The organism is Cobetia sp. 5-25-4-2 (genome assembly GCF_013374075.1).
Taxonomy (GTDB): domain Bacteria; phylum Pseudomonadota; class Gammaproteobacteria; order Pseudomonadales; family Halomonadaceae; genus Cobetia; species Cobetia marina.
Genome location: NZ_BLWK01000003.1, coordinates 199,420 through 219,466 on the forward strand (window position 1 = coordinate 199,420; position 20,047 = coordinate 219,466).

Sequence of the window (20,047 nt, forward strand, 5' to 3'; positions counted from 1 at the left end):
AGCTTCAGCGCAGTACGCCTTCCTCGCGCAGCAGCTTGAGGATTTCCGCCGCGCCCTCCTCGGCACTCACGCCTTCCAGACGCTTGCCGCTGCCACCCTCGGCCTTGGCGGCCGCGGCCTTGAAGCGGTCCCGCGCGCTGGTCGCCTTGATGCGCTTCAAGCGCTTGGGTCGCTTGCGAGCCGGCGCGATGGCAAAGGTTTCCGCCACCGCGTCATGGGCAAGCTCGCCGCTGGCCAGTGAGGCAAGTTCACCGCGCCGCGCCTGCGCGAAGGCCGACTGACGTGCCGCCGGCGCGGCGGCATCGACGCTGACAAGTGCCGGCAGCTTCACCCGCAGTCGCCGCCGCTGACCACGCGGCAAGGCCTGCAAGGCGGTGAGATGCGCGCCATCGCAGCTCTCGATCGCAACGATGCCCTCCACCAGCGGCCAGCCGAGGCTCTCCGCCAGCAGATGCGGCAGCAGGCCACTGCCCTCGCCGGTCTCACTCTGGCCACCGCACACCACCAGCTGCGGTGCCGCCTGCTTGAGGCGCGTCACCAGCAGCGGCCAGACATCGATGACCGGTTGATCGGCAGCCGCCGCCTGCGGATCGACAGCCGTGAGCGGTTCAGCTTGAAGAGAGTCAGGCGTCACCAGCGTCAACGACTCCAGCCCCATGCCCAGATAGCCACGCAGCGCCTGGTCCTGCTCGCTGCCAGGCGCGATCTTGCTGCCACTGGCGTGCCAGGCGCTGAGGCTGACGGCACCGGGTGCCGACTGGCGCTCCAATGCCAGACACAGCTCCAGGGCGCGGGCGTCCTGCTCGGCGCGCCGCAGACGCCCCGAGACCGGGTGCTGCCCCAGCGATACCAGACTCACGACCTCAAGCGGTTCCGAGGCCTGCTGCGCAATGGACGAATGATCTGCCTTCATGTCCTTCTCCTTTCTCCTGTCGCAGGCGCGAGTTCAGGCCGCGTCGGCGGCAAGCGTGGCGGATGACGGGCTGGATGACGGGTTGGAGGACGGGTTGGAGGACGGGTTGGAGGACGGGTTGGAGGACATAGCGGGCGCAGTAGACGACTGACCCGCCGCCGAGGCACCACCTGCCGCCTGGGCGGCGTCACCACCACCACCGCGTTCGGCCTCGAGCTGCTGACAGAGACTGGCGAGGATCGCCCCGGCGTCGCCGATCACCGACAGATCCGCGCGCTTAACCATGTCACAGCCGCCATCGAGATTGATCGCCACCACCTTGTCGCAGCGCTGGATGCCCTGCAGATGCTGGATGGCCCCCGAGATGCCCACCGCCACGTACACCCGCGCCGTCACCCAGGTACCGGTGGCGCCGACCTGACGGGCACGCGGCATGAAGCCGTCATCCACCGCCACCCGCGAGGCGCCTTCGGTGGCCCCCAGCAGACTGGCGGCACGGTGGAAGCCATCCCAGTCGCGAATGCCGTTGCCCGCCGAGAGAATGAATTCGGCCTCACCCAGCGCGATCGCGGAGGGATCGACCGCCACCGGGCCAAGATCCTCGATCACGTCTGGCACGGCGTGCGCGGTGCTGGCTGCCTCCCACTCAAGCGGCAGCGCGGCGTGGCGCACATCTTCCACCGGCTCGGCGCATTCCGCCTCGCACAGCAGGATACGGGTCAGCGCGCGGGTCAGGTCCTGCTGACCATTGCCGCTGCGCCCGGTGACGTTCACCTCGGCAAGCTCGCCACGCCCGATGGCCGCAAGCTCGCCCTCGAGTTGATAGACATTGCCGCTGGGCCGCGCCAGCGCATCGCCCGTGCACAGCAGGCGCGCCCCGAGACGTCGGCCACGCTCACCGCCGCCAGTGCGGGATTCCGGCAGCAACCACAGCCGTGGTGCCAGGCGTGTATCAATGGCCTCAAGCTCCGCCAGCTGGGCCAGCGGCGCGTAACCATCGTGGACACTGTCGGCAAAGTGCAGCCAGCGATCGGCACCTGCCGCACCGAGTCCGACACTGTCGGCGGCGTCACCCTCCTCGCGCAAGGTGCCGAAGGTGACGGCCAACACCGCCCCCAGATGGGCGGGGTCGGCATCGGCGATCTGACGCGCCAACCCCAGCACATCGCGGTCGTGACTCGAGAGTCGCCCGCCGGTCATGTCCGGCACCACCGCGATCAGGAAGGCGGGTGATGCGATCTCGACCAGCGGCAGCACGCGCGCCTTGGCCACGACGGCGGCCTGACCGGCACCTGCCGCGACAGGCCCGGAGCGGCCACTGCGATCGATGCGTTTGCGGCCATTGGCGGCGATGAAGTGGCCGACGTGGGGATTGCGACGCATCACGCCCTTCGGGCCCATCCAGCGTTCCTGAGGAGTGGCCGCGCCTCGGCCCAGCGCCTGCAGCGCGCTGAGATGCTGCGGGTGCAGACGATTGCGTGCCTGCTGCTCCAGGCGCGGGTCACGGCGTGGCAGTGGCTCGCGCTCAGATGGGTGTGGATGCTCGGTTGCTTGTGGATCGACGGGGATCGTCATGCCGCCACCTCCGCGTCAGTGGGCTGCGTGGTCGACGTCGCCAAGCCCTGCGTGGACGCATCCGCTACCAGCGCCCGCGCCATCAGTTCCGCCAGATCCAGCACCTGGGGTTCGGCTTCACCCGCCGGCGCCACCACGCCTTCCAGCATCGCGGTGCACTGCGGGCAGCCCACCGCCACTACCTCGGCGCCGGTCTCGCGCACGTCGCCCATGCGCATGTCGGGGATACGCTGCTTGCCGGGAATGTCCGTCACCGGCGCGCCACCGCCGCCACCACAGCAGCGTGAGCGGAAGCCGGAGCGCTGCATCTCGCGCACTTCCAGTCCCAGTGCCGCCAGCAGGGTACGCGGCGCCTCGAATTCCCCGTTGTAGCGGCCCAGATAGCAGGGGTCATGCCAGGTGACCGAGCCGAGCGTGGCCAGTCTGGTGGCATCGAGACTCAGACGACCTGCCGCCAGCAGCTCGTTCATGTAGCTGGTGTGGTGATTGACGAGGTAGTCGCCACCGAAGGCGACATATTCACGTCCCAGCACATGGAAGCTGTGTGGATCGCAGGTGATGATGCGCGCGAAGCGGTACTTCGACAGGGTGGCGATATTGCGGGTGGCCAGCGACTGGAAGGTCGCCTCGTCACCCAGACGGCGTGCCACGTCGCCACTGTCACGCTCCTCGGCACCGAGGATGGCGAAATCGACCCTGGCCGCGCGCAGCACCTGCACGAAGGCGCGCAGCGTGCGCTGGTTGCGCATGTCGAAGGCACCGTCGCCCAGCCACAGCAGCGCTTCCACAGGACGCGGATCACGCGCCGCTTCCCGAGCGGCCTGAACCTCGGCGATGCGCGGCAGGTCGAGATCCGCCGCCCAGTGCAGACGCGCCTCGAGCGCGAAACCGCCCGGATTGTCGGTGGCGATGAGATTGTCGAGCACCTCGACGCCCTTGCCCGGGGTCGCGCCCTGCTCCAGCGTCATGTGGCGCCGCATGTCGACGATGGCATCGACGTGCTCGATCATCATCGGGCACTCCTCGACGCAGGCGCGACAGGTGGTGCAGGCCCACAGGGTTTCCGGCTCGACCAGTACCGTGAATTCGTGGATCAGCTTGTCGGCGTCTGCCGGCTTGCCCGCAGCGCCCGGCGCCGCCTTGATCTGGATCGGCCCGGATGATGCTGCCTGAGCTGCCGGGCGAGCATGCGGAGAGGCCCCGACGATGACCTGTTGCGGGCCGCCGCCATGCTGGCCGGGCGCGCGCTTCGGCTCATCGCCCGGATAGGGTGAACCGGCGTAGGCGGCATCGCTGCCCCCCGCCATGCCCACCACCATGTCCTGGATCAGCTTCTTGGGATTGAGCGGCTGACCGGCCGCGAACGCCGGACACACCGCTTCACAGCGCCCGCATTGCACGCAGGCATCGAAGCCCAGCAGCTGACGCCAGTTGAAGTCGGCAGGCTTGCCGACGCCCAGCGGTGCCTCGGGATTGGAAAGATCCAGCGGCAGCAGCGCGCTGTCGCGGATGCCCGCACTGTCACGGGTGCTGAAACGTGCCGGACGCCGATGGAAGGCCAGATGCAGCGCGCCGGCGAAGGCATGCTTCATCGGCCCGGTGATGCGCGAGCCGCCACCGGTCATGCCGACGATCATCTCGAGCAGCCCCCAGGCGATCCCCGCCACCAGCACCAGCCCGAGGATACCGCCGGAGATCATGCCGCCGACGCCTTCCGGCAGCACCAGTGACAGACTCATCACGAACAGGCTGGCAGAGAACACCAGCAGGCTTTTTGGCAGACGCATCCACGGACCACGCGACAGGCGCGCCGGCGGGTCGAGACGACGACGACGCACGAACAGCGCACCAGCGAACATCGCGCCACTGGCCAGCAGCAGCAAGATGCCCAGCCAGGCGGAGTCGATGCCGAAGCCGTAGACCACCACCATCAGCAGCGCCGCGGCCACGAAGCCACCTCCGGTGGCGACGTGGGTATTGGCCATGTAGCGGTCCCGCGCGACCACGTGGTGCAGGTCCACCCCGTAGCGGCGCGGCACCTTGGCCAGGCTCGCGATCAGCTCTCCCACGCTCATGGACGTGGCATCCGCCCGCCCCTGGCGCCACAGGCCGATGCGCTTGACCGCACCGATGGCGGCCAGCGCCAAGGCGGCGAAGATCAACACCGACAACACTGTTTCGTTCATAGCCAAACCTCCCACCGATGTGTCAGACGCGATCAGAAATCCTTGCACAGGCGCAGGGCGTCATAGATGGCGGCGTGGGTGTTGCGCGGTGCATTGCAGTCGCCGAGACGGAACAGCAGGTAATCATCCCCGTCGGTGGCCTGACTCAGGCACGGCTGCGGCTTGATGGCGTAGAGCGACTCGACGTCGATCTGGCCCTTGTTGAGCGAGCCGTCCTTGAAGGCGTAGTAGAGCGCTTCATCCGGGCGCACGCCGTTCTCGACCACGATCTGATCGACGACGCGTTCTTCCAGCGTGCCGGTGTATTCATTCTCGAGCACCGCCACCAGCCCCTCGCCTTCGCGGTAGACCTCATGCAGCACCATGTCGGAGGTCATCACCACTTCCTTGGCATACAGGCTGCGGTAATAGGTCGGGAAGGTGGTGCCGCCGACCGCCGCCCCCGGCTTGATGTCATCGGTGACGATCTCGACTCTGGCGCCCTTGGTGGCCAGATAATCGGCCACCGAGACACCGGAGAATTCGCAGATGCTGTCGTAGATCAGCACGTTGCTGCCCGGCGCGACACGCCCGTCCAGCACGTCCCAGGAAGAGACGATCAGGCTCTTGGCCGGGTCCTCGTCGTAGCCCCAGGATTCGAACTGCTCCATGAACGGACGGCCGCCCACCGCGAGGATCACCACGTCAGCGCGCAGGTCACGGATGGTGGCCTCATCGGCGCGGGTGCCCAGGCGCAGGTCGACCTTCAGACGTGCCAGCTCCAGCTGATACCAGCGCGTGATACCGGCGATCTGGTCACGCTGCGGTGCCTTGGAAGCCGTGGTGATCTGGCCACCCAGCTCTTCCTTCGCCTCGAAGAGCGTCACGGCATGGCCACGCTCGGCACACACGCGGGCCGCTTCCATGCCGGCCGGACCGCCACCGACGATGACGACCTTGCGCACCGGGCCGCTGGTCTTCTCGATCTCGTGCGGCAGGCCCATGTATTCGCGTGACGTCGCGGCATTCTGGATGCACAGCACGTCCAGGCCCTGGTACTGGCGGTCGATGCAGTAGTTGGCGCCGACGCACTGCTTGATCTGGTCGAGCTGGCCCATCTTGATCTTGGCGATGATGTGCGGGTCGGCGATGTGCGCGCGGGTCATGCCGACCATGTCGACATAGCCGCCTTCCAGGATGCGCTCGGCCTGATTGGGGTCCTTGATGTTCTGGGCGTGGATCACCGGAATCTTGACTACTTCCTTGATGCCGGAGGCCAGATGCAGGAAGGGTTCCGGCGGGTAGGACATGTTGGGAATGACGTTGGCGAGGCTATTGTGGGTATCACAGCCAGAGCCGATCACGCCGAAGAAATCGAGCAGACCCGTGGCGTCGTAATAGGCCGCGATCTGCTTCATGTCGTCATGCGACAGGCCATCGGGATGGAATTCATCGCCACAGATACGCATGCCGACCACGAAGTCATCACCGACCTCGGCGCGCACCGCCTTGAGCACCTCGAGGCCGAACTTCATGCGGCCCTCGAAGCTGCCGCCCCACTCATCGGTGCGCTTGTTGACGCGCGGGCTCCAGAACTGGTCGATCAGGTGCTGGTGCACGGCGGACAGCTCGACGCCGTCCAGGCCGCCTTCCTTGGCACGCCGCGCCGCCTGGGCGAAGTCGGCGATGATGCGCTGGATCTCTTCCACCTCGATGGTCTTGCAGGTGGAGCGGTGCACCGGCTCGCGGATACCGGACGGCGACATCAGCGAGGTCCAGTCGAAACCGTCCCAGCGTGAGCGACGGCCCATGTGGGTAATCTGGATCATGATCTTGCCGCCATGCTTGTGCACGGCATCGGCCAGATTCTGGAAATGCGGGATGATGCGATCAGTCGACAGATTGACGGAGCTCCACCAGCCCTGCGGGCTGTCGATGGAGACCACCGAGGAGCCACCACAGATGCACAGGCCACACCCGCCCTTGGCCTTCTCTTCGTAGTAGCGCACGTAGCGCTCGGTGGTCATGCCGCCATCGGTGGCATACACCTCGGCATGGGCGGTACTGACGACGCGGTTGCGGATGGTCAGCTTGCCGATCTCGATCGGCTGGAAGAGTGCGTCGAATGCCATGGTGAAAGCTCCTCGCCGGGGAGAGCGCCGCCTTGTCACGCCGGCCTGGCCTGCCCGCCGCCTCGAGTCGGGGCTCGTGGCGGCGGGCGGCATCAGGCGTCTTGCATGTCAGGAAAGGCGGCGCTCAGGCGTTGCGTTGTCGTTGTTGTGTGTGTGGTGAGTGTCGTGACAGAGAGAGGATCGGGCAGCCGGCTTTTGCCTTTTGCCTGGGCCGGGCCTAGGCCGGGGCCTTGACCCGAGCCATGGAATAGAGAGTGGCGGATCTGAAAACGTCACACTGTTCCGGGAGCGACCTCGAAATACCCCACATCACAGCCTTCCTCACCACCGCTCTGGGTCTGGACGGCGACGGTGCGCAGCTCGCTGCCACGCGCGGCCAGAATCTGGTCCATCGCGCCGGCGAACCAGCCGGTGAACATGTACTCAAGCTTTGTGCCGGTCTTGCCCTGCTGATAGACGAAGCAGGAGTGCTCCAGGCGTACCTTGCAGGTGCCGCGCTCCAGATCGATCTCCTCGGTGATGAACAGACCCCAGCCGCGCTGAGACAGACGCTTCATGTAGTGCTCGAAGACTTCCACGCCGACCAGGCCGTGCAGCTCGGCTTCCTTCTCGCACCAGTGCCAGGCGCTCTTGTAGCCGGCGTGATAGAGAATCTCGGCGTACTTCTCCACGCCCAGCGCCTCTTCCACCGCGACATGGTTGTTGATGAAGAAGTGACGCGGCACGTACAGCATCGGCAGTGCGTCGGAGGTCCAGACGCCGGTCTCGCTATCCACCTCGATCGGCAGTTCAGGGGCCATCTTGCTCATGTCGGTGTCCTCAAAAGGGGCTGAAAGGGAGATGCAAAAGAGAGTTCAAGAAAGAGATCAGGAGAGAGATCACGAAAGTGCGATCAAGAAAGAGCGAACCAGAAAAGGCCCAAGGCAGGCAGACTCAGCCGCCCCAGACGTTTTCCAGCGTGCGCAGCCAGTTCTCGCCCATGATCTTGCGCACCTGGTGCTCACTCATGCCGCGACGCAGCAGCGCCTCGGTCAGATTGGGGAACTCGCCGATGGTGCGGATGCCTTCCGGATTGACGATCTTGCCGAAGTTGGTGAGACGACGGGCGTAGCCCTTGTCGTGGGTCAGCCACTCGAAGAAGTCCTGACCGTGACCCTGGGTGAAATCGGTGCCGATGCCGATGGCATCCTCGCCGACCAGGTTCATCACGTATTCGATGGCCTCAACGTAGTCATCGACGGTGGCGTTGACGCCGGCCCGGAGGAAGGGGGTGAACATGGTGACGCCGACGAAGCCGCCGTGTTCGGCGATGAAGCGCAGCTCGGCATCGGACTTGTTGCGCGGGTGGTCCTTGAGACCGGCCGGCGCGCAGTGGGAGTAGCAGACAGGGACTTTCGATTCGAGGATGACTTCCTCGGAGGTCTTCGAGCCGACGTGGGACAGGTCACACATCACGCCGACGCGGTTCATCTCGGCGACCATCTCGCGCCCGAAGCCGGACAGGCCGCCATCGCGCTCGTAACAGCCGGTACCGACCAGATTCTGGGTGTTGTAGCACATCTGCACGATGCCCACGCCGAGCTGCTTGAAGACATCGACATAGCCGATCTGGTCTTCATAGGCGTTGGCATTCTGGAAGCCGTAGATGATGCCGGTCTTGCCCGCGGCCTTGGCGGCGCGGATGTCGGCGGCGGTGCGCGCCACGCAGACCAGGTCACTGCTCTCGGCGATCAGCTGGTTGCTCTTGACGATGTTGTTGACGGTCGCCTGGAAGCCTTCCCAGACCGAGACGGTGCAGTTGGCCGCACTCAGACCGCCCTTGCGCATGTCCTCGAACAGCTCGCGCTGCCACTTGGCGATCACCAGACCATCGATGACAATGCTGTCATCGTGCAGGGCGCGGGCCGCATCGGACCCACCGAAGGAGGAGGAGAATTCGGACATCATGTCGCTCCGGCGCTGGGCAGGCGGCTCTGGAAGTCAGGTCACTGCCCGTACCCGGCGGACAGGGTCTGCCGGAACACGATCTCCAGCAGGCTGTGCCAGCATAGTCCTGCCCTCTTCCCCCTCTGACGCCAGATGCGACGCGTGGCTACCGAATCGCGTCAGGACTGTCGTTTCTGAAACGACGACGCCCCGACTCGAGAGAGCCGGGGCGTCGTGGGACAGCCGATGGTGTACCGTCAAGCCGGTCAGTGCGCGGGGGACAGCTCCTTCAGCGAAGGCAGCAGGTCCCAGCTCAACCAGCCACGCGGCTGTTCCAGCCGCTTGAGATAGCCCATGCCGAGATTGTTCATCTGGCGCCGCGTCCAGCTGGCACGCCGCTGGATATAGGCCGAGGGCTTGCCGGCATTGAAGCGAATCGGATTGGGCAGTACCGCCGCCAGCAGGCTGGCCTGGTAGGCGGACAGGCTGGCGGCATCGGTATTGAAGTGATGTTCGGCCGCAGCCTCGACACCGAACACCCCCGGCCCCCACTCGGCGACGTTCAGATAGACCTCGAGAATGCGCTCCTTGGGCCAGATCACCTCGATCAGGATGGTGAACCAGACCTCCAGCCCCTTGCGCACCCAGCTGCGCCCGTTCCACAGGAAGACATTCTTGGCGGTCTGCTGGCTGATGGTGCTGGCCCCGCGCAGCCGTTCACCGGCCAGGCGCGCATCGATGGCCTTGACGATCTGATCGACATCGAAGCCGTAGTGATCGGGGAATTTCTGGTCTTCCGAGGCGATCACCGCCAGCCGAGCATTGCGGGAAATCTCCTCCATCGGCACCCAGTCATGCTGGAGCGCCAGCGGCGCCCCCGAGACCAGGCTGTAGCCCCACTTCTCCAGCATCACCATCGACACCGGCAATGGCACGAAGCGCAGCAACACCACCAGGCCGACACAGGCGACCATCCAGCAGCCCAGCACCTTGAATGCCCACACCGCCAGCCAGCGCAGACGCTCCATCGGGCGCATCTTCACGGACGCCGCCGGCCTGCGTGTCGCGCCGCGGCGTGCCGATTGCCCATCGCGGGTCTTCTGCCCCTGTGTTCGTGCCATCCCTCGCCGTCCCCTGTCGCGCGTGTCGTGGCTGATCACGACGGGTCATCCCGTCTCCCAGCCCTTGTTGTCAGCTACTGCCTCATGCAGCGCTCGAGTGTACCAGAGCCCGCCGATGGCTCCTGTGAAAACCAAGATGCCCCGGCCGAAGGGCAGGGGCATCGAGGGGTCATCCCGTCACGCAGGTGTATGGCGATCAGAGCCTGACGCTTGCGTAGGTTGGCTCGCCACGCGCATTGGCCAGCGCCAGGATCGCCGAGGACACCGGCGATTCGGCGGCGGTATGCAGCGGCGAGGAGGCAGTCGTCTGGCTCAGCGACTGATGGATGGCACCATGCAGTACGCCTTCCAGACTGGCCACGCCGTGCAGCTGATGATCGACATCGGCACGACACGGCACGTCAGACACGCCGGGCTGACGCTCACCACCGATACGCTCATCGCGCGGCGGCATGCCGAAGTACTCGCGGTAGCACTTGGAGAAGTGCGGCGTGGAGACGAAGCCACAGGCCGAGGCTACCTCGATGATCGACAGCGCCGTCTGCTTGAGCAGCTGACGCGCCCGCGTCAGGCGCAGCTTGAGGTAGTAGCGCGACGGTGAGCAGTGCAGATAGCGCTGGAACAGGCGCTCCAGCTGACGGCGCGAGACATCCACGTAGTGGGCCAGCTCGTCCAGACCGATGGGCTCCTCCAGATTGGCCTCCATCAGCGCGACGATTTCCAGAAGCTTGGGCTGGGTGGTGCCCAGCACGTGCTTGAGCGGTACACGCTGCTGGTCCTGCTCGCCGCGCACGCGGTCACAGATGAACATCTCGGAGATGCCCGCCGCCAGCTCACGGCCATGCTCGCGGGCGATCATGGTCAATACCATGTCCATCGGCGCGGTGCCGCCCGAGGCGGTGGCACGCTGCTGGTCGATGGAGAACAGTCGCGTGGTCAGCGGTACGCGCGGGAAGGCCTCCTGCATGGCCGCCAGACACTCCCAGTGAATGCTGGTCTCGTGACCCTCCAGCAGCCCGGCCTGCGCCAGCGCCCAGCTGCCGGTACACACGGCGCCCAGCTGACGGCCAGCGCGCGCCTGGGCCTGCAGCCAGCTGACATGCGGGCGCTGCACCGCCCGCTGGATACCGACGCCGCCACAGACGATGGCCATGTCCAGCGCCGGGCAGGTCTCGGCCGACACATCCGGCGTGACCTGCAGACCATCGCTGGCACGCACGGGCATGCCTTCCAGGGTCACGGTGTACCAGCGATACAGCTCACGTCCGGCCAGCTGATTGGCCATGCGCAGCGGTTCCACCGCCGAGGCCAGCGAGATGAGCGTGAAGCTGTCGAGCAACAGAAAGCCGATGGTCTGCGGCTGGCGTGTCTCGCCGGCCTGAGGGCCCAGCGAGCGAGCCCCCGCCCGGCGGGAATCGGAGGAAAAGCCGGATGTCATGTGAGAGCGATCGTGCGGGCGATCAATGCGGCCACTGGTCAGTGCCATGGGGAACTCCTTCTTGCTATCTGCCTGAGTTGCAGACCGGAGCATGAATGCCCTCACCCGGATCAGTCGGCGATCAGGGGGTCCGCGATATTGTCGTTGTTGGCACTCAGCAGGGAATCGACCGGAAGGCTGGCGATTCCAGCAGTGATGACAGCCATCATCGTGATCTTTCGCTTGAGCGACTCGGGATGCGACCCGAAGGAGTCCGATAACGTCAGGGGTGTCGTGAATCACTGCTTGGACGTCGTGCGTTGTCCACCTCTCGACAGTAAACCATCGCCCTGATACCGCGCAGCGATTAAATCGCCGCTGCACGGCAAATCATCGTTGCTGTACGGCACAGAATAACGCCGTGATTGGCTGACAACGACGCGATATAACCGCGAGCCACGAAAACCGCCCTTCATAGCGAAAGGTTCTGAAAGGCGGTGTCGCTCATGACGGAAAAACGACAGCCCCGACATCCTGTAATGGATGCCGGGGCTGTCGTTTCTGTCTTTCACGCAGGTTCTCTGCTCGGAGAGCGATCCCCTGTGGCTGGCAATGTCACATCACAGCTCGAGGCTTCAGGCTCACCTCAAGAAAGAAGGTGTTTCGCATGCCTTTTTATCTTCATTGGCTACCATCCTCACACCTCAAAGGAGGTGTTTCGCATGGTAGGTCAGATGCTCATCGATGAAGCTGGCCATGAAGAAGTAGCTGTGATCATAGCCGGGCTGGCGACGCAGGATCAGCGGGTGGTCCTGCTCGGCGCAGACCGTCTCCAGACGCTCCGGCTTGAGCTGCTCTTCCAGGAACTGGTCATTCTCGCCCTGCTCGACGAACAGCTCCTGACGCGCGGCACCGCTGTTGCCCGCCTGCTTGACCAGCTCGCAGGCATCCCACTGCGCCCACTGGGTGCGGTCATCGCCGAGATAGCCGCTGAAGGCCTTCTCGCCCCACGGGCAGGCCATCGGATTGGCGATCGGCGCGAAGGCGGAGACCGAGCGATAGCGGCCCGGATTCTTCAGCGCGCAGATCAGCGCGCCGTGGCCGCCCATGGAGTGGCCGGAGATGGACTCGCGTTCGCCATCCACCGGGAAGTGACGCTTGACGAGCGCCGGCAGCTCCTCGGTGACGTAGTCGTACATGCGGTAATGGCGCGCCCACGGCTCGCGGGTGGCATTGACGTAGAAGCCGGCACCGCTGCCGAAGTCATAGCTCTCGTCTTCGCCGGGCAGGTCCACGCCACGCGGGCTGGTGTCCGGGCAGATCAGGGCGATGCCCAGCTCGGCTGCCTTGCGCTGCGCGCCGGCCTTCTGCATGAAGTTCTCGTCAGTGCAGGTCAGCCCCGACAGCCACCACAGCATCGGCACCGGGCCCTGTTCGGCCTGCGGCGGCAGGTAGATGGCGAACACCATGTCGCAATCCAGACTGCCGCTGCGATGACGGTAACGCTTGAGCCAGCCACCATGCACCTTGTTGGCGCTGACCAGCTCGAGTTGTTCGGTCGCGGTCATCATGCTCTCCCTTGTGATATCGCCTCATGAAGACGGCGTCGGCAAGCCGACGCCGTTTCACGCTCCGAGCCCGCCCAGGCATCACGCTTGCCTGCCCGGCCCGGAGGCGTTTCAGCCAAAGATCGCTCGCGGATCAGAAGCTCAGCACGGTACGGATCGACTTGCCTTCATGCAGCAGGTCGAAGGCCTCGTTGATCTTCTCGAACGGCATCTGGTGGGTGACGAAGTCGTCGAGGTTGATCGCGCCATCCATGTAGCGCTCGACGTAGCCCGGAAGCTCGGTACGGCCCTTGACGCCACCGAAGGCGGAGCCTTTCCAGACACGCCCGGTCACCAGCTGGAAGGGGCGGGTGGCGATCTCTTCACCGGCACCGGCGACGCCGATGATGATGGATTCGCCCCAGCCCTTGTGCGCGCACTCGAGCGCGGCACGCATGACCTTGACGTTGCCGATGCACTCGAAGGAGTAATCGACGCCGCCGTCGGTCATGTCGACGATGGCTTCCTGGACCGGCACGGACAGCTTGCTCGGGTTGACGAAGTCGGTGGCGCCGAACTTGCGGGCCAGATCGAACTTGTCCTCATTGATGTCGATGGCGATGATGCGCGACGCCTTGGCCATCACCGCGCCCTGGATGGCGGCCAGACCGATGGCGCCGAGACCGAAGATGGCCACGGTGGCACCCGGCTCGACCTTGGCGGTATTCATCACCGCACCGATACCGGTGGTGACGCCACAGCCCAGCAGGCAGATCTTGTCCAGCGGCGCTTCCTTGGACACCTTGGCCAGCGAAACTTCCGGCACCACGGTGTACTCGGAGAAGGTAGACGTGCCCATGTAGTGGTGCAGCATCTTGCCGTCCAGCGAGAAGCGCGAGGTGCCATCCGGCATCAGGCCACGGCCCTGGGTGGCGCGCACGGCGCTGCACAGGTTGGTCTTGCCGGAGAGGCAGAACTTGCACTTGCCGCATTCGGCGGTATAGAGCGGGATGACGTGGTCGCCCGGCACCAGACCGGTGACGCCCTCGCCCACTTCCTCGACGATACCCGCGCCTTCATGGCCCAGTACGGACGGGAACAGGCCTTCGGGGTCTGCGCCGGACAGGGTGTAGGCATCGGTGTGGCAGACGGCGGTATTGACGATGCGTACCAGCACCTCACCGGCCTTCGGTCCTTCGACATCGATCTCGACCAGCTCCAGCGGCTTGCCGGCTTCCAGCGCAATCGCAGCACGTGATTTCATTAATATCTCCTCGGAGCAACAATGGCGGTAGACTGATCCGTGGCATTCTCCCGGCGAGCCTGCCGGTGACCCCTTGCTCACAAGGGGCTCACGCGGGGGGACAGGCAAGGAGCAATGCATTGCCGCAACGCGTGCGGTGCCATCAGTATGCAACACAGTCTACGCAGTGACCTTGGCGGGATTAAGCCGTCAGCACTCAGATGATTATTGTCACTCAACAACAATGATGAGGAGCGGGCATGCAGCGTTGGGACCGCATCGAAGCCTTTGTGGAAGTCGTCAGAATCGGCTCGTTTTCCGGTGCCGCCCGTCATCTCGGGGTCTCCAGCTCACATGTCAGTCGCCTGATCAGCCAGTTGGAAGCCCAGCTTGATACCCAGTTGCTCTATCGCACGACCCGTCAGACGCGTCTCACCGATGCCGGACAGGTGTATTACGAGCACTGCCATCACCTCTTCGATGGCTTCCGCGCCGCCGAACAGGCCATCGGCGACTTCCACGCCCGTCCCAGCGGCGTGCTCAAGCTGACCAGCGCTACCACCTTCGGTGAGCGCTACGTCGCGCCACTGGTCAACGACTTCCAGCTGCTGCACCCGCAACTGGAAGTGCAGATGCACTTCACCAATCGTCCGGTGGAATTGATCGACGAGGGCTTCGATGTCGCCATTCGCATGGGCGTGCTCAAGGACTCCTCGCTGATCGCGCGGCGACTGGTGGACCGCCAGGAGTATGTCGTCGCCTCGCACGACTACTTTCAGCGTGCGCCGCGCCCGCACACGTTGGCGGAGCTCTCCAGCCACCGCTGCCTGGCGGGCTCCAAGCGTGAATGGCTGTTCGAGGTCGAGGGCCAGCGACGCGAGGTGCGCATCTCCGGCAGCTGGCAGGCCAATTCCGGGCCGGCACTGCTGGACGCCACGCTCAAGGGCCTCGGGCTTGCCCAGATTCCCGACTATTACGTCGCGCCTCACCTGGCCAGTGGCAAGCTGATCTCGGTGCTGGATGAGTATCAGGTGCGCGATACCGGGGTGTGGATCGTCTATCCCCGCCACCGCCATCTCTCGCCCAAGGTGCGCCAGTTCGTCGACTTCATGGTCGAGCGCTTCGAGGGCGGCATCCCCGGCCTGGTGGGCTGACGGCCAGGGCGCGAATGCCTCAACCGGCCGTCACTTCCCCTTGCCACGACGACAGACGGGCTGCCGATGGGCAGCCCGTCTGTCGTTGCACGTGACGTTGCGTTGCGAGCTATCCGCCAGCGGCGTCAGGCACGCTGTGCGCCGCCACCCGGTATCGCCTCCGGCAGGTGCACCTGCGGTGCCTTGACCAGCAGCTTGCTGGCCACGAAGTAGACCAGCGCCCCCAGCAGCGAGCCGGTGAACCAGCCGTAGTCGTAGAACCAGGAAAGCCCGGGCTGCGAGAAGCTGATCACCGTCAGCCCCACCGGCACGAAGAAGGCGATGAAGCCCGCTGGATTGAAGGCCGGGTAGGTGCTGCCATCCAGATAGAGCGCCGGCAGATCAAAGGACTGACGACGGATCACGAAGTAGTCGACGATCATGATTCCCGCGATCGGCCCCAGCAGACTCGAATAGCCCAGCAGCCAGTTGGAATAGAGGCTCTCGAGACTGACGTCCGAGACGATCCAGCCCATCTTCTTGATCAGCTCGAAGCCCATCAACAGCACGCCGACCAGCCCGGTGAGCAGTACGCCGCGCGTCTGGTTGATGAATTTCGGCGCGATGTTCTGGAAATCATTGGTCGGCGAGACGATGTTGGCCGCGGTATTGGTGGAGAGTGTCGCGATGATGATCAGCACCATGGCGATGGCGACCCAGCCGGGGCTGTCGATGCGACCGATCAGGTTGACCGGGTCGGAGATGGTCTCCCCCACCAGCGAGCTGGAAGCGGCCGTCAGCACCACGCCGAGCGCCGCGAAGAAGAACATCGTCAGCGGCAGGCCGATGATCTGACCGACGATCTGGTCCTTCTGGCTCTTCGCGTAACGGCTGAAGTCCGGGATGTTCAGCGACAGCGTCGCCCAGAAGCCGACCATCGCGGTCAGGCCCGCCATGAAGTAGCTGGCCACACCATCGCCTTCGGGACGATTCGGTGGCTGGGCCAGCAGTTCGCTGATCGAGGTATGCGGCAGCGCCCACACCATCAGGCCGACCCCCACCGCCAGCAGCAAGGGCGCGGAGAGCGTCTCCAGCCACTTGATGGATTCCGCGCCGCGAATCACCACGAACAGGTTGAGCGCCCAGAACAGGAAGAAGCCGATGACCTCGCCCACCCCGCCCAGCGCCTTCCAGTCGGCCGAGAGGCTCGAGAGCAGCAGGTGAATCGCCAGGCCGCCGAACATCGTCTGGATACCGAACCAGCCACAGGCGACCACCGCCCGAATCATGCACGGCACGTTGGAGCCGATGATCCCGAACGATGAACGCAGCACCACCGGAAAGGGAATCCCGAAACGCGTGCCGGGGAAGGCGTTCAGCGTCAGTGGAATCAGTACCACCAGATTGGCGACCAGAATCGTGATCAGCGCCTCGCCGACACTCAATCCGAAGTAGGCAGTGAGCACGCCGCCCAGGGTATAGGTCGGCACGCAGATCGACATGCCGACCCACAGTGCGGCGATGTTCCAGCGCGACCAGGTGCGCTCGGCACTCCTGGTCGGCGCGATATCCTCGTTGTAGCGCGGGCTGCGGGCGACGTCCTGCGCCACCACCAGCTCGATCATTTCCTCATTGCTGCGCACCATGTGCGAGCGAGTCTGTGTCGGGGCCATGAGTCCTCACCTGTTCAGCTGTTGTTATTGTTGAGGGTGATGCACGTCGCTTGTCCTGCCTTTGCGCTCTGTGGCGCGTCTTGCCGTCTTTGAAGATCCGTCCCTTCCTTCACCCTCCTGATTCACTTTTCCACCCTGTTTCAGCCAAGGGATGCTTGAATTACCCATCATCATGAAGCGGTACCTTTCATGGGCAAATCGCATGCCGATGGCGGCATTATTGCCGTCAAATCAAACCTGTCCCGCAAGACAACTTGAGAGGCAATGGCGCGGGTTTGACCGTCTGATGCCCGTCAGGTGGCGACACGCCGTGTTCGCGCCAATTGTCAGTATGGTCAGGTTCCAAGCTGGTGCAAGGCGGTCTTGCACAGGGCCCATACAGACGATCACAAGCCACTGATGTGCATTGAGTTTTCCTTTGAAAATCGCGTGAACCACGCTGATTCTCCTGGCACCACAATGGTGAATTCATGCGAAATCTTGACCGAAAATCCTTTTATAACAACAAGATAAATTCACGAGACTTTATTTGACACTTCGTCTTGCCGAACGCGGGAACACTGTCTAATGTTCATTAAGCTGACTGGTGAGACAGGATATGCATCGGACCTTCCCTGACCCACGATACCTGCCGCGGGCATGCAGACTTTCCGGACAGGCGGAGTGATTTTCCAGGACCCATTTCGCGCCATCCCGGCTCACCCGCTCTGCCCACCAGCACTCATTGAAGACAACAACAACCGGCGCCAAGCGCCCGATGAGGATGACATGTCGAACGACTCCCGCATCTCCTATACCGAGGATGCCGGCAAGCTGCGCTGCGCCGTCATCCAGATGGGACTCAACGTCTCCTCCGACCTCGAGCCCGCACAGATCCGCGATGCCATGAACGAGGCCCACCTGCCGCTGATCGACCAGGCCGGTGAGGCAGGCGTCAAGATCCTGTGCTTCCAGGAAGTCTTCAATCAGCCCTATTTCTGCCCGAGCCAGGATGCCAAGTGGTATGCCGCCGCCGAGCGCGTGCCCGACGGCCCCACCGTCACCCTGATGCAGCAGTACGCGAAGAAGCATCAGATGGTGATCATCGTGCCCCTCTACGAGGAAGTGCAGCCGGGGGTGTACTACAACACTGCCGCCGTCATCGATGCCGACGGCAGCTATCTGGGCAAGTATCACAAGACCCACATCCCGCAGGTGGCGGGCTTCTGGGAGAAATTCTTCTTCAAGCCCGGCAAGTCCGACTGGCCGGTCTTCGACACCGCCTACGGGCGCATCGGCGTCTACATCTGCTACGACCGCCACTTCCCGGAAGGCTGGCGCGCACTGGCGCTCAACGGCGCCGAGATCATCTTCAATCCCTCCGCCACCGTCGCGGGCCTCTCCCAGTATCTGTGGGAGCTGGAACAGCCCGCCTCCGCCGCCGCCAATGGCTGCTACATCGCCGCCATCAACCGTGTCGGCCATGAACAGCCCTGGGATATCGGCGAGTTCTACGGCTCCTCCTACTTCGTGAATCCACGCGGCCAGATCGAAGCCCAGGCCAGCGCCACCGAGGATGAGCTGCTGATCCACGACCTCGACATGTCGATGGTGCGCGAGGTGCGCAACAACTGGCAGTTCTTCCGCGACCGTCGCCCGGACGCCTATACCCGCCTCACCGACGGCGAGTGACGGACTGACGACCCGCACGACAACAACAAGACGACCTGACACTCAATGCCGGACAAGGCCGCGCGATGCGGCCGGGAGAGATTCATGGCAATCCTGATCAAGGGCGGCAGCATCCAGACCCACGAAGAGCGTTACACCGCCGATGTGCTGTGTGACGACGAGACCATCACCGCCATCGGCACCGACCTCGAGGTACCGGACGACTGCGAGGTGATCGACGCCAGCGGCTGTCTGGTGATGCCCGGCGGCATCGACCCGCACACCCACATGCAGCTGCCCTTCATGGGCACCGTGGCCAGCGAGGATTTCCAGAGCGGCACCGCCGCGGCGCTGGCCGGCGGTACCACCATGATCATCGATTTCGTGATTCCCTCCCCCCAGCAACCGCTGATGGAGGCCTATCACACCTGGCGCGAGTGGGCCGAGAAGTCGTGCTGCGACTACAGCTTCCACGTCGCCGTCACCTGGTGGGACGAGAGCGTCAGCCAGGACATGCAGACGCTGGTCTCCGATTACGGGGTCAACAGCTTCAAGCACTTCATGGCCTACAAGAACGCCATCATGGCACCGGACGACACCCTCGTCTCGAGCTTCGCGCGCTGTCTGGAGCTGGGCGCGATTCCCACCGTGCATGCCGAGAACGGCGAGCTGGTCTACCACCTGCAGCAGAAGCTGCTGGCCGAGGGCATCACCGGGCCCGAGGCACATCCGCTGTCGCGTCCGCCGCAGGTCGAGGGCGAGGCCGCCAGCCGCGCCATCCGCATCGCCGGCACTCTGGGCACGCCGGTGTATCTGGTGCACGTCTCCACCGCCGATGCGCTGGAGGAAATCCGCTACGCCCGCGAGCACGGCCAGCCGGTCTACGGCGAGGTGCTGGCAGGCCATCTGCTGATCGATGAAGCGGTCTATCAGAACAAGAGCTGGGAATTCGCGGCAGGCCACGTGATGAGCCCGCCGTTCCGCTCGCTGGAGCATCGTCAGGCACTGTGGGGCGGCATCCAGTCCGGTGACCTGCAGACCACCGCCACCGATCACTGCTGCTTCTGCGCCGAGCAGAAGGAGATGGGCAAGGACGACTTCTCGAAGATTCCCAACGGCACCGCCGGGGTCGAGGATCGCATGGCGATGCTGTGGCACGAGGGCGTCAACACCGGGCGCTTCTCCGCCGAGGACTTCGTCGGCCTGACCTCCACCAACGCCGCCAAGATCTTCAATCTGTATCCGCGCAAGGGCGCGATTCGTGTCGGCAGCGACGCCGACATCGTGGTCTGGGACCCCAACGCCGAGCGCACCATCTCGGCCAAGACCCACCACCAGAACATCGACTTCAACATCTTCGAGGGCCGCACCGTCAAGGGCATTCCGCGTCACACCATCAGCCGCGGCGACTGGGCATGGCGCGATGGCGAACTGCACGCCAGGCGTGGCCACGGCCAATACGTCGAACGCCCGCCCTACCCCAGCGTGTTCGACCAGCTCAAGGCCCGCGCCGAGAGCAATGTCGTCACCGCCGTGGATCGCAGCTGAGGGC

The 20,047-nt window shown here is 64.5% G+C and carries 14 protein-coding genes; 3 read left to right on the forward strand and 11 right to left on the reverse strand.

Annotated elements, in window-relative coordinates; genetic code table 11:
* Nucleotides 1–4: 4 nt before the first annotated feature.
* The 10 genes from HXS65_RS08370 to HXS65_RS08415 form a co-directional block, all read right to left on the reverse strand.
* Nucleotides 5–913, reverse strand: coding sequence for an electron transfer flavoprotein subunit beta (locus tag HXS65_RS08370; RefSeq protein ID WP_176493653.1), 909 nt, complete (start codon nt 911–913; stop codon nt 5–7).
* A gap of 33 nt (nt 914–946) precedes the next feature.
* Nucleotides 947–2,488, reverse strand: coding sequence for an electron transfer flavoprotein subunit alpha/FixB family protein (locus tag HXS65_RS08375; RefSeq protein ID WP_176493654.1), 1,542 nt, complete (start codon nt 2,486–2,488; stop codon nt 947–949).
* Nucleotides 2,485–4,674, reverse strand: coding sequence for a (Fe-S)-binding protein (locus tag HXS65_RS08380; RefSeq protein ID WP_176493655.1), 2,190 nt, complete (start codon nt 4,672–4,674; stop codon nt 2,485–2,487). The genes HXS65_RS08375 and HXS65_RS08380 overlap by 4 nt, the downstream gene beginning before the upstream one ends.
* 32 nt (nt 4,675–4,706) lie before the next feature.
* Nucleotides 4,707–6,785: a dimethylglycine demethylation protein DgcA gene (gene dgcA, locus HXS65_RS08385; RefSeq protein ID WP_176493656.1), complete on the reverse strand. Its 2,079-nt coding sequence runs from the start codon at nt 6,783–6,785 to the stop codon at nt 4,707–4,709.
* Nucleotides 6,786–7,057: 272 nt separating this feature from the next.
* A complete protein-coding gene (locus HXS65_RS08390; RefSeq protein ID WP_043333737.1) occupies nt 7,058–7,594 on the reverse strand; it encodes a DUF5943 domain-containing protein in 537 nt (178 codons plus the stop codon).
* A gap of 124 nt (nt 7,595–7,718) precedes the next feature.
* Nucleotides 7,719–8,729: a dipeptidase gene (locus tag HXS65_RS08395; RefSeq protein WP_077379049.1), complete on the reverse strand. Its 1,011-nt coding sequence runs from the start codon at nt 8,727–8,729 to the stop codon at nt 7,719–7,721.
* Nucleotides 8,730–8,977: 248 nt separating this feature from the next.
* The gene (mtgA, locus tag HXS65_RS08400; protein ID WP_375782209.1) at nt 8,978–9,739 is read right to left on the reverse strand and encodes a monofunctional biosynthetic peptidoglycan transglycosylase; all 762 of its coding nucleotides are present in this window, start codon (nt 9,737–9,739) and stop codon (nt 8,978–8,980) included.
* Between the two features lie 289 nt (nt 9,740–10,028).
* The gene (locus HXS65_RS08405; protein ID WP_240499605.1) at nt 10,029–11,318 is read right to left on the reverse strand and encodes a GlxA family transcriptional regulator; all 1,290 of its coding nucleotides are present in this window, start codon (nt 11,316–11,318) and stop codon (nt 10,029–10,031) included.
* Nucleotides 11,319–11,953: 635 nt separating this feature from the next.
* Nucleotides 11,954–12,817, reverse strand: a complete 864-nt coding sequence (fghA, locus tag HXS65_RS08410; protein ID WP_176493657.1) for an S-formylglutathione hydrolase — start codon at nt 12,815–12,817, stop codon at nt 11,954–11,956.
* Between the two features lie 133 nt (nt 12,818–12,950).
* Complete coding sequence (locus HXS65_RS08415) at nt 12,951–14,060, reverse strand: S-(hydroxymethyl)glutathione dehydrogenase/class III alcohol dehydrogenase (RefSeq protein WP_077379043.1); 1,110 nt, start codon at nt 14,058–14,060, stop codon at nt 12,951–12,953.
* A gap of 239 nt (nt 14,061–14,299) precedes the next feature.
* Between HXS65_RS08415 and HXS65_RS08420 the strand changes: the two genes are divergently transcribed.
* Complete coding sequence (locus HXS65_RS08420) at nt 14,300–15,193, forward strand: LysR family transcriptional regulator (protein WP_176493658.1); 894 nt, start codon at nt 14,300–14,302, stop codon at nt 15,191–15,193.
* Between the two features lie 125 nt (nt 15,194–15,318).
* On the opposite strand, the gene HXS65_RS08425 is transcribed toward HXS65_RS08420, so the two are convergent.
* Entirely contained in the window at nt 15,319–16,845 is a 1,527-nt protein-coding gene (locus HXS65_RS08425) for an NCS1 family nucleobase:cation symporter-1 (protein WP_176493659.1), read from the reverse strand.
* 834 nt (nt 16,846–17,679) lie between these two features.
* Here HXS65_RS08425 and HXS65_RS08430 point away from each other — a divergent pair.
* Nucleotides 17,680–18,516 carry a nitrilase-related carbon-nitrogen hydrolase gene (locus HXS65_RS08430; protein ID WP_375782210.1) on the forward strand — a complete coding sequence of 279 codons (837 nt, stop codon included), beginning with the start codon at nt 17,680–17,682 and terminating at the stop codon, nt 18,514–18,516.
* 84 nt (nt 18,517–18,600) lie between these two features.
* Nucleotides 18,601–20,043 carry a dihydropyrimidinase gene (hydA, locus tag HXS65_RS08435; protein WP_176493661.1) on the forward strand — a complete coding sequence of 481 codons (1,443 nt, stop codon included), beginning with the start codon at nt 18,601–18,603 and terminating at the stop codon, nt 20,041–20,043.
* Nucleotides 20,044–20,047 lie beyond the last annotated feature (4 nt).

What these genes read in the sequence shown, in the direction of transcription:
- HXS65_RS08415 (WP_077379043.1), bottom strand. Translation starts at nt 14,060, where the DNA reads ATGAAATCACGTGCTGCGATTGCGCTGGAAGCCGGCAAGCCGCTGGAG.
- dgcA (WP_176493656.1), bottom strand. Translation starts at nt 6,785, where the DNA reads ATGGCATTCGACGCACTCTTCCAGCCGATCGAGATCGGCAAGCTGACC.
- HXS65_RS08390 (WP_043333737.1), bottom strand. Translation starts at nt 7,594, where the DNA reads ATGAGCAAGATGGCCCCTGAACTGCCGATCGAGGTGGATAGCGAGACC.
- HXS65_RS08375 (WP_176493654.1), bottom strand. Translation starts at nt 2,488, where the DNA reads ATGACGATCCCCGTCGATCCACAAGCAACCGAGCATCCACACCCATCT.
- HXS65_RS08420 (WP_176493658.1), top strand. Translation starts at nt 14,300, where the DNA reads ATGCAGCGTTGGGACCGCATCGAAGCCTTTGTGGAAGTCGTCAGAATC.
- HXS65_RS08370 (WP_176493653.1), bottom strand. Translation starts at nt 913, where the DNA reads ATGAAGGCAGATCATTCGTCCATTGCGCAGCAGGCCTCGGAACCGCTT.
- HXS65_RS08430 (WP_375782210.1), top strand. Translation starts at nt 17,680, where the DNA reads ATGGGACTCAACGTCTCCTCCGACCTCGAGCCCGCACAGATCCGCGAT.
- HXS65_RS08425 (WP_176493659.1), bottom strand. Translation starts at nt 16,845, where the DNA reads ATGGCCCCGACACAGACTCGCTCGCACATGGTGCGCAGCAATGAGGAA.
- fghA (WP_176493657.1), bottom strand. Translation starts at nt 12,817, where the DNA reads ATGACCGCGACCGAACAACTCGAGCTGGTCAGCGCCAACAAGGTGCAT.
- HXS65_RS08405 (WP_240499605.1), bottom strand. Translation starts at nt 11,318, where the DNA reads ATGGCACTGACCAGTGGCCGCATTGATCGCCCGCACGATCGCTCTCAC.
- mtgA (WP_375782209.1), bottom strand. Translation starts at nt 9,739, where the DNA reads ATGGAGCGTCTGCGCTGGCTGGCGGTGTGGGCATTCAAGGTGCTGGGC.
- HXS65_RS08380 (WP_176493655.1), bottom strand. Translation starts at nt 4,674, where the DNA reads ATGAACGAAACAGTGTTGTCGGTGTTGATCTTCGCCGCCTTGGCGCTG.
- HXS65_RS08395 (WP_077379049.1), bottom strand. Translation starts at nt 8,729, where the DNA reads ATGTCCGAATTCTCCTCCTCCTTCGGTGGGTCCGATGCGGCCCGCGCC.
- hydA (WP_176493661.1), top strand. Translation starts at nt 18,601, where the DNA reads ATGGCAATCCTGATCAAGGGCGGCAGCATCCAGACCCACGAAGAGCGT.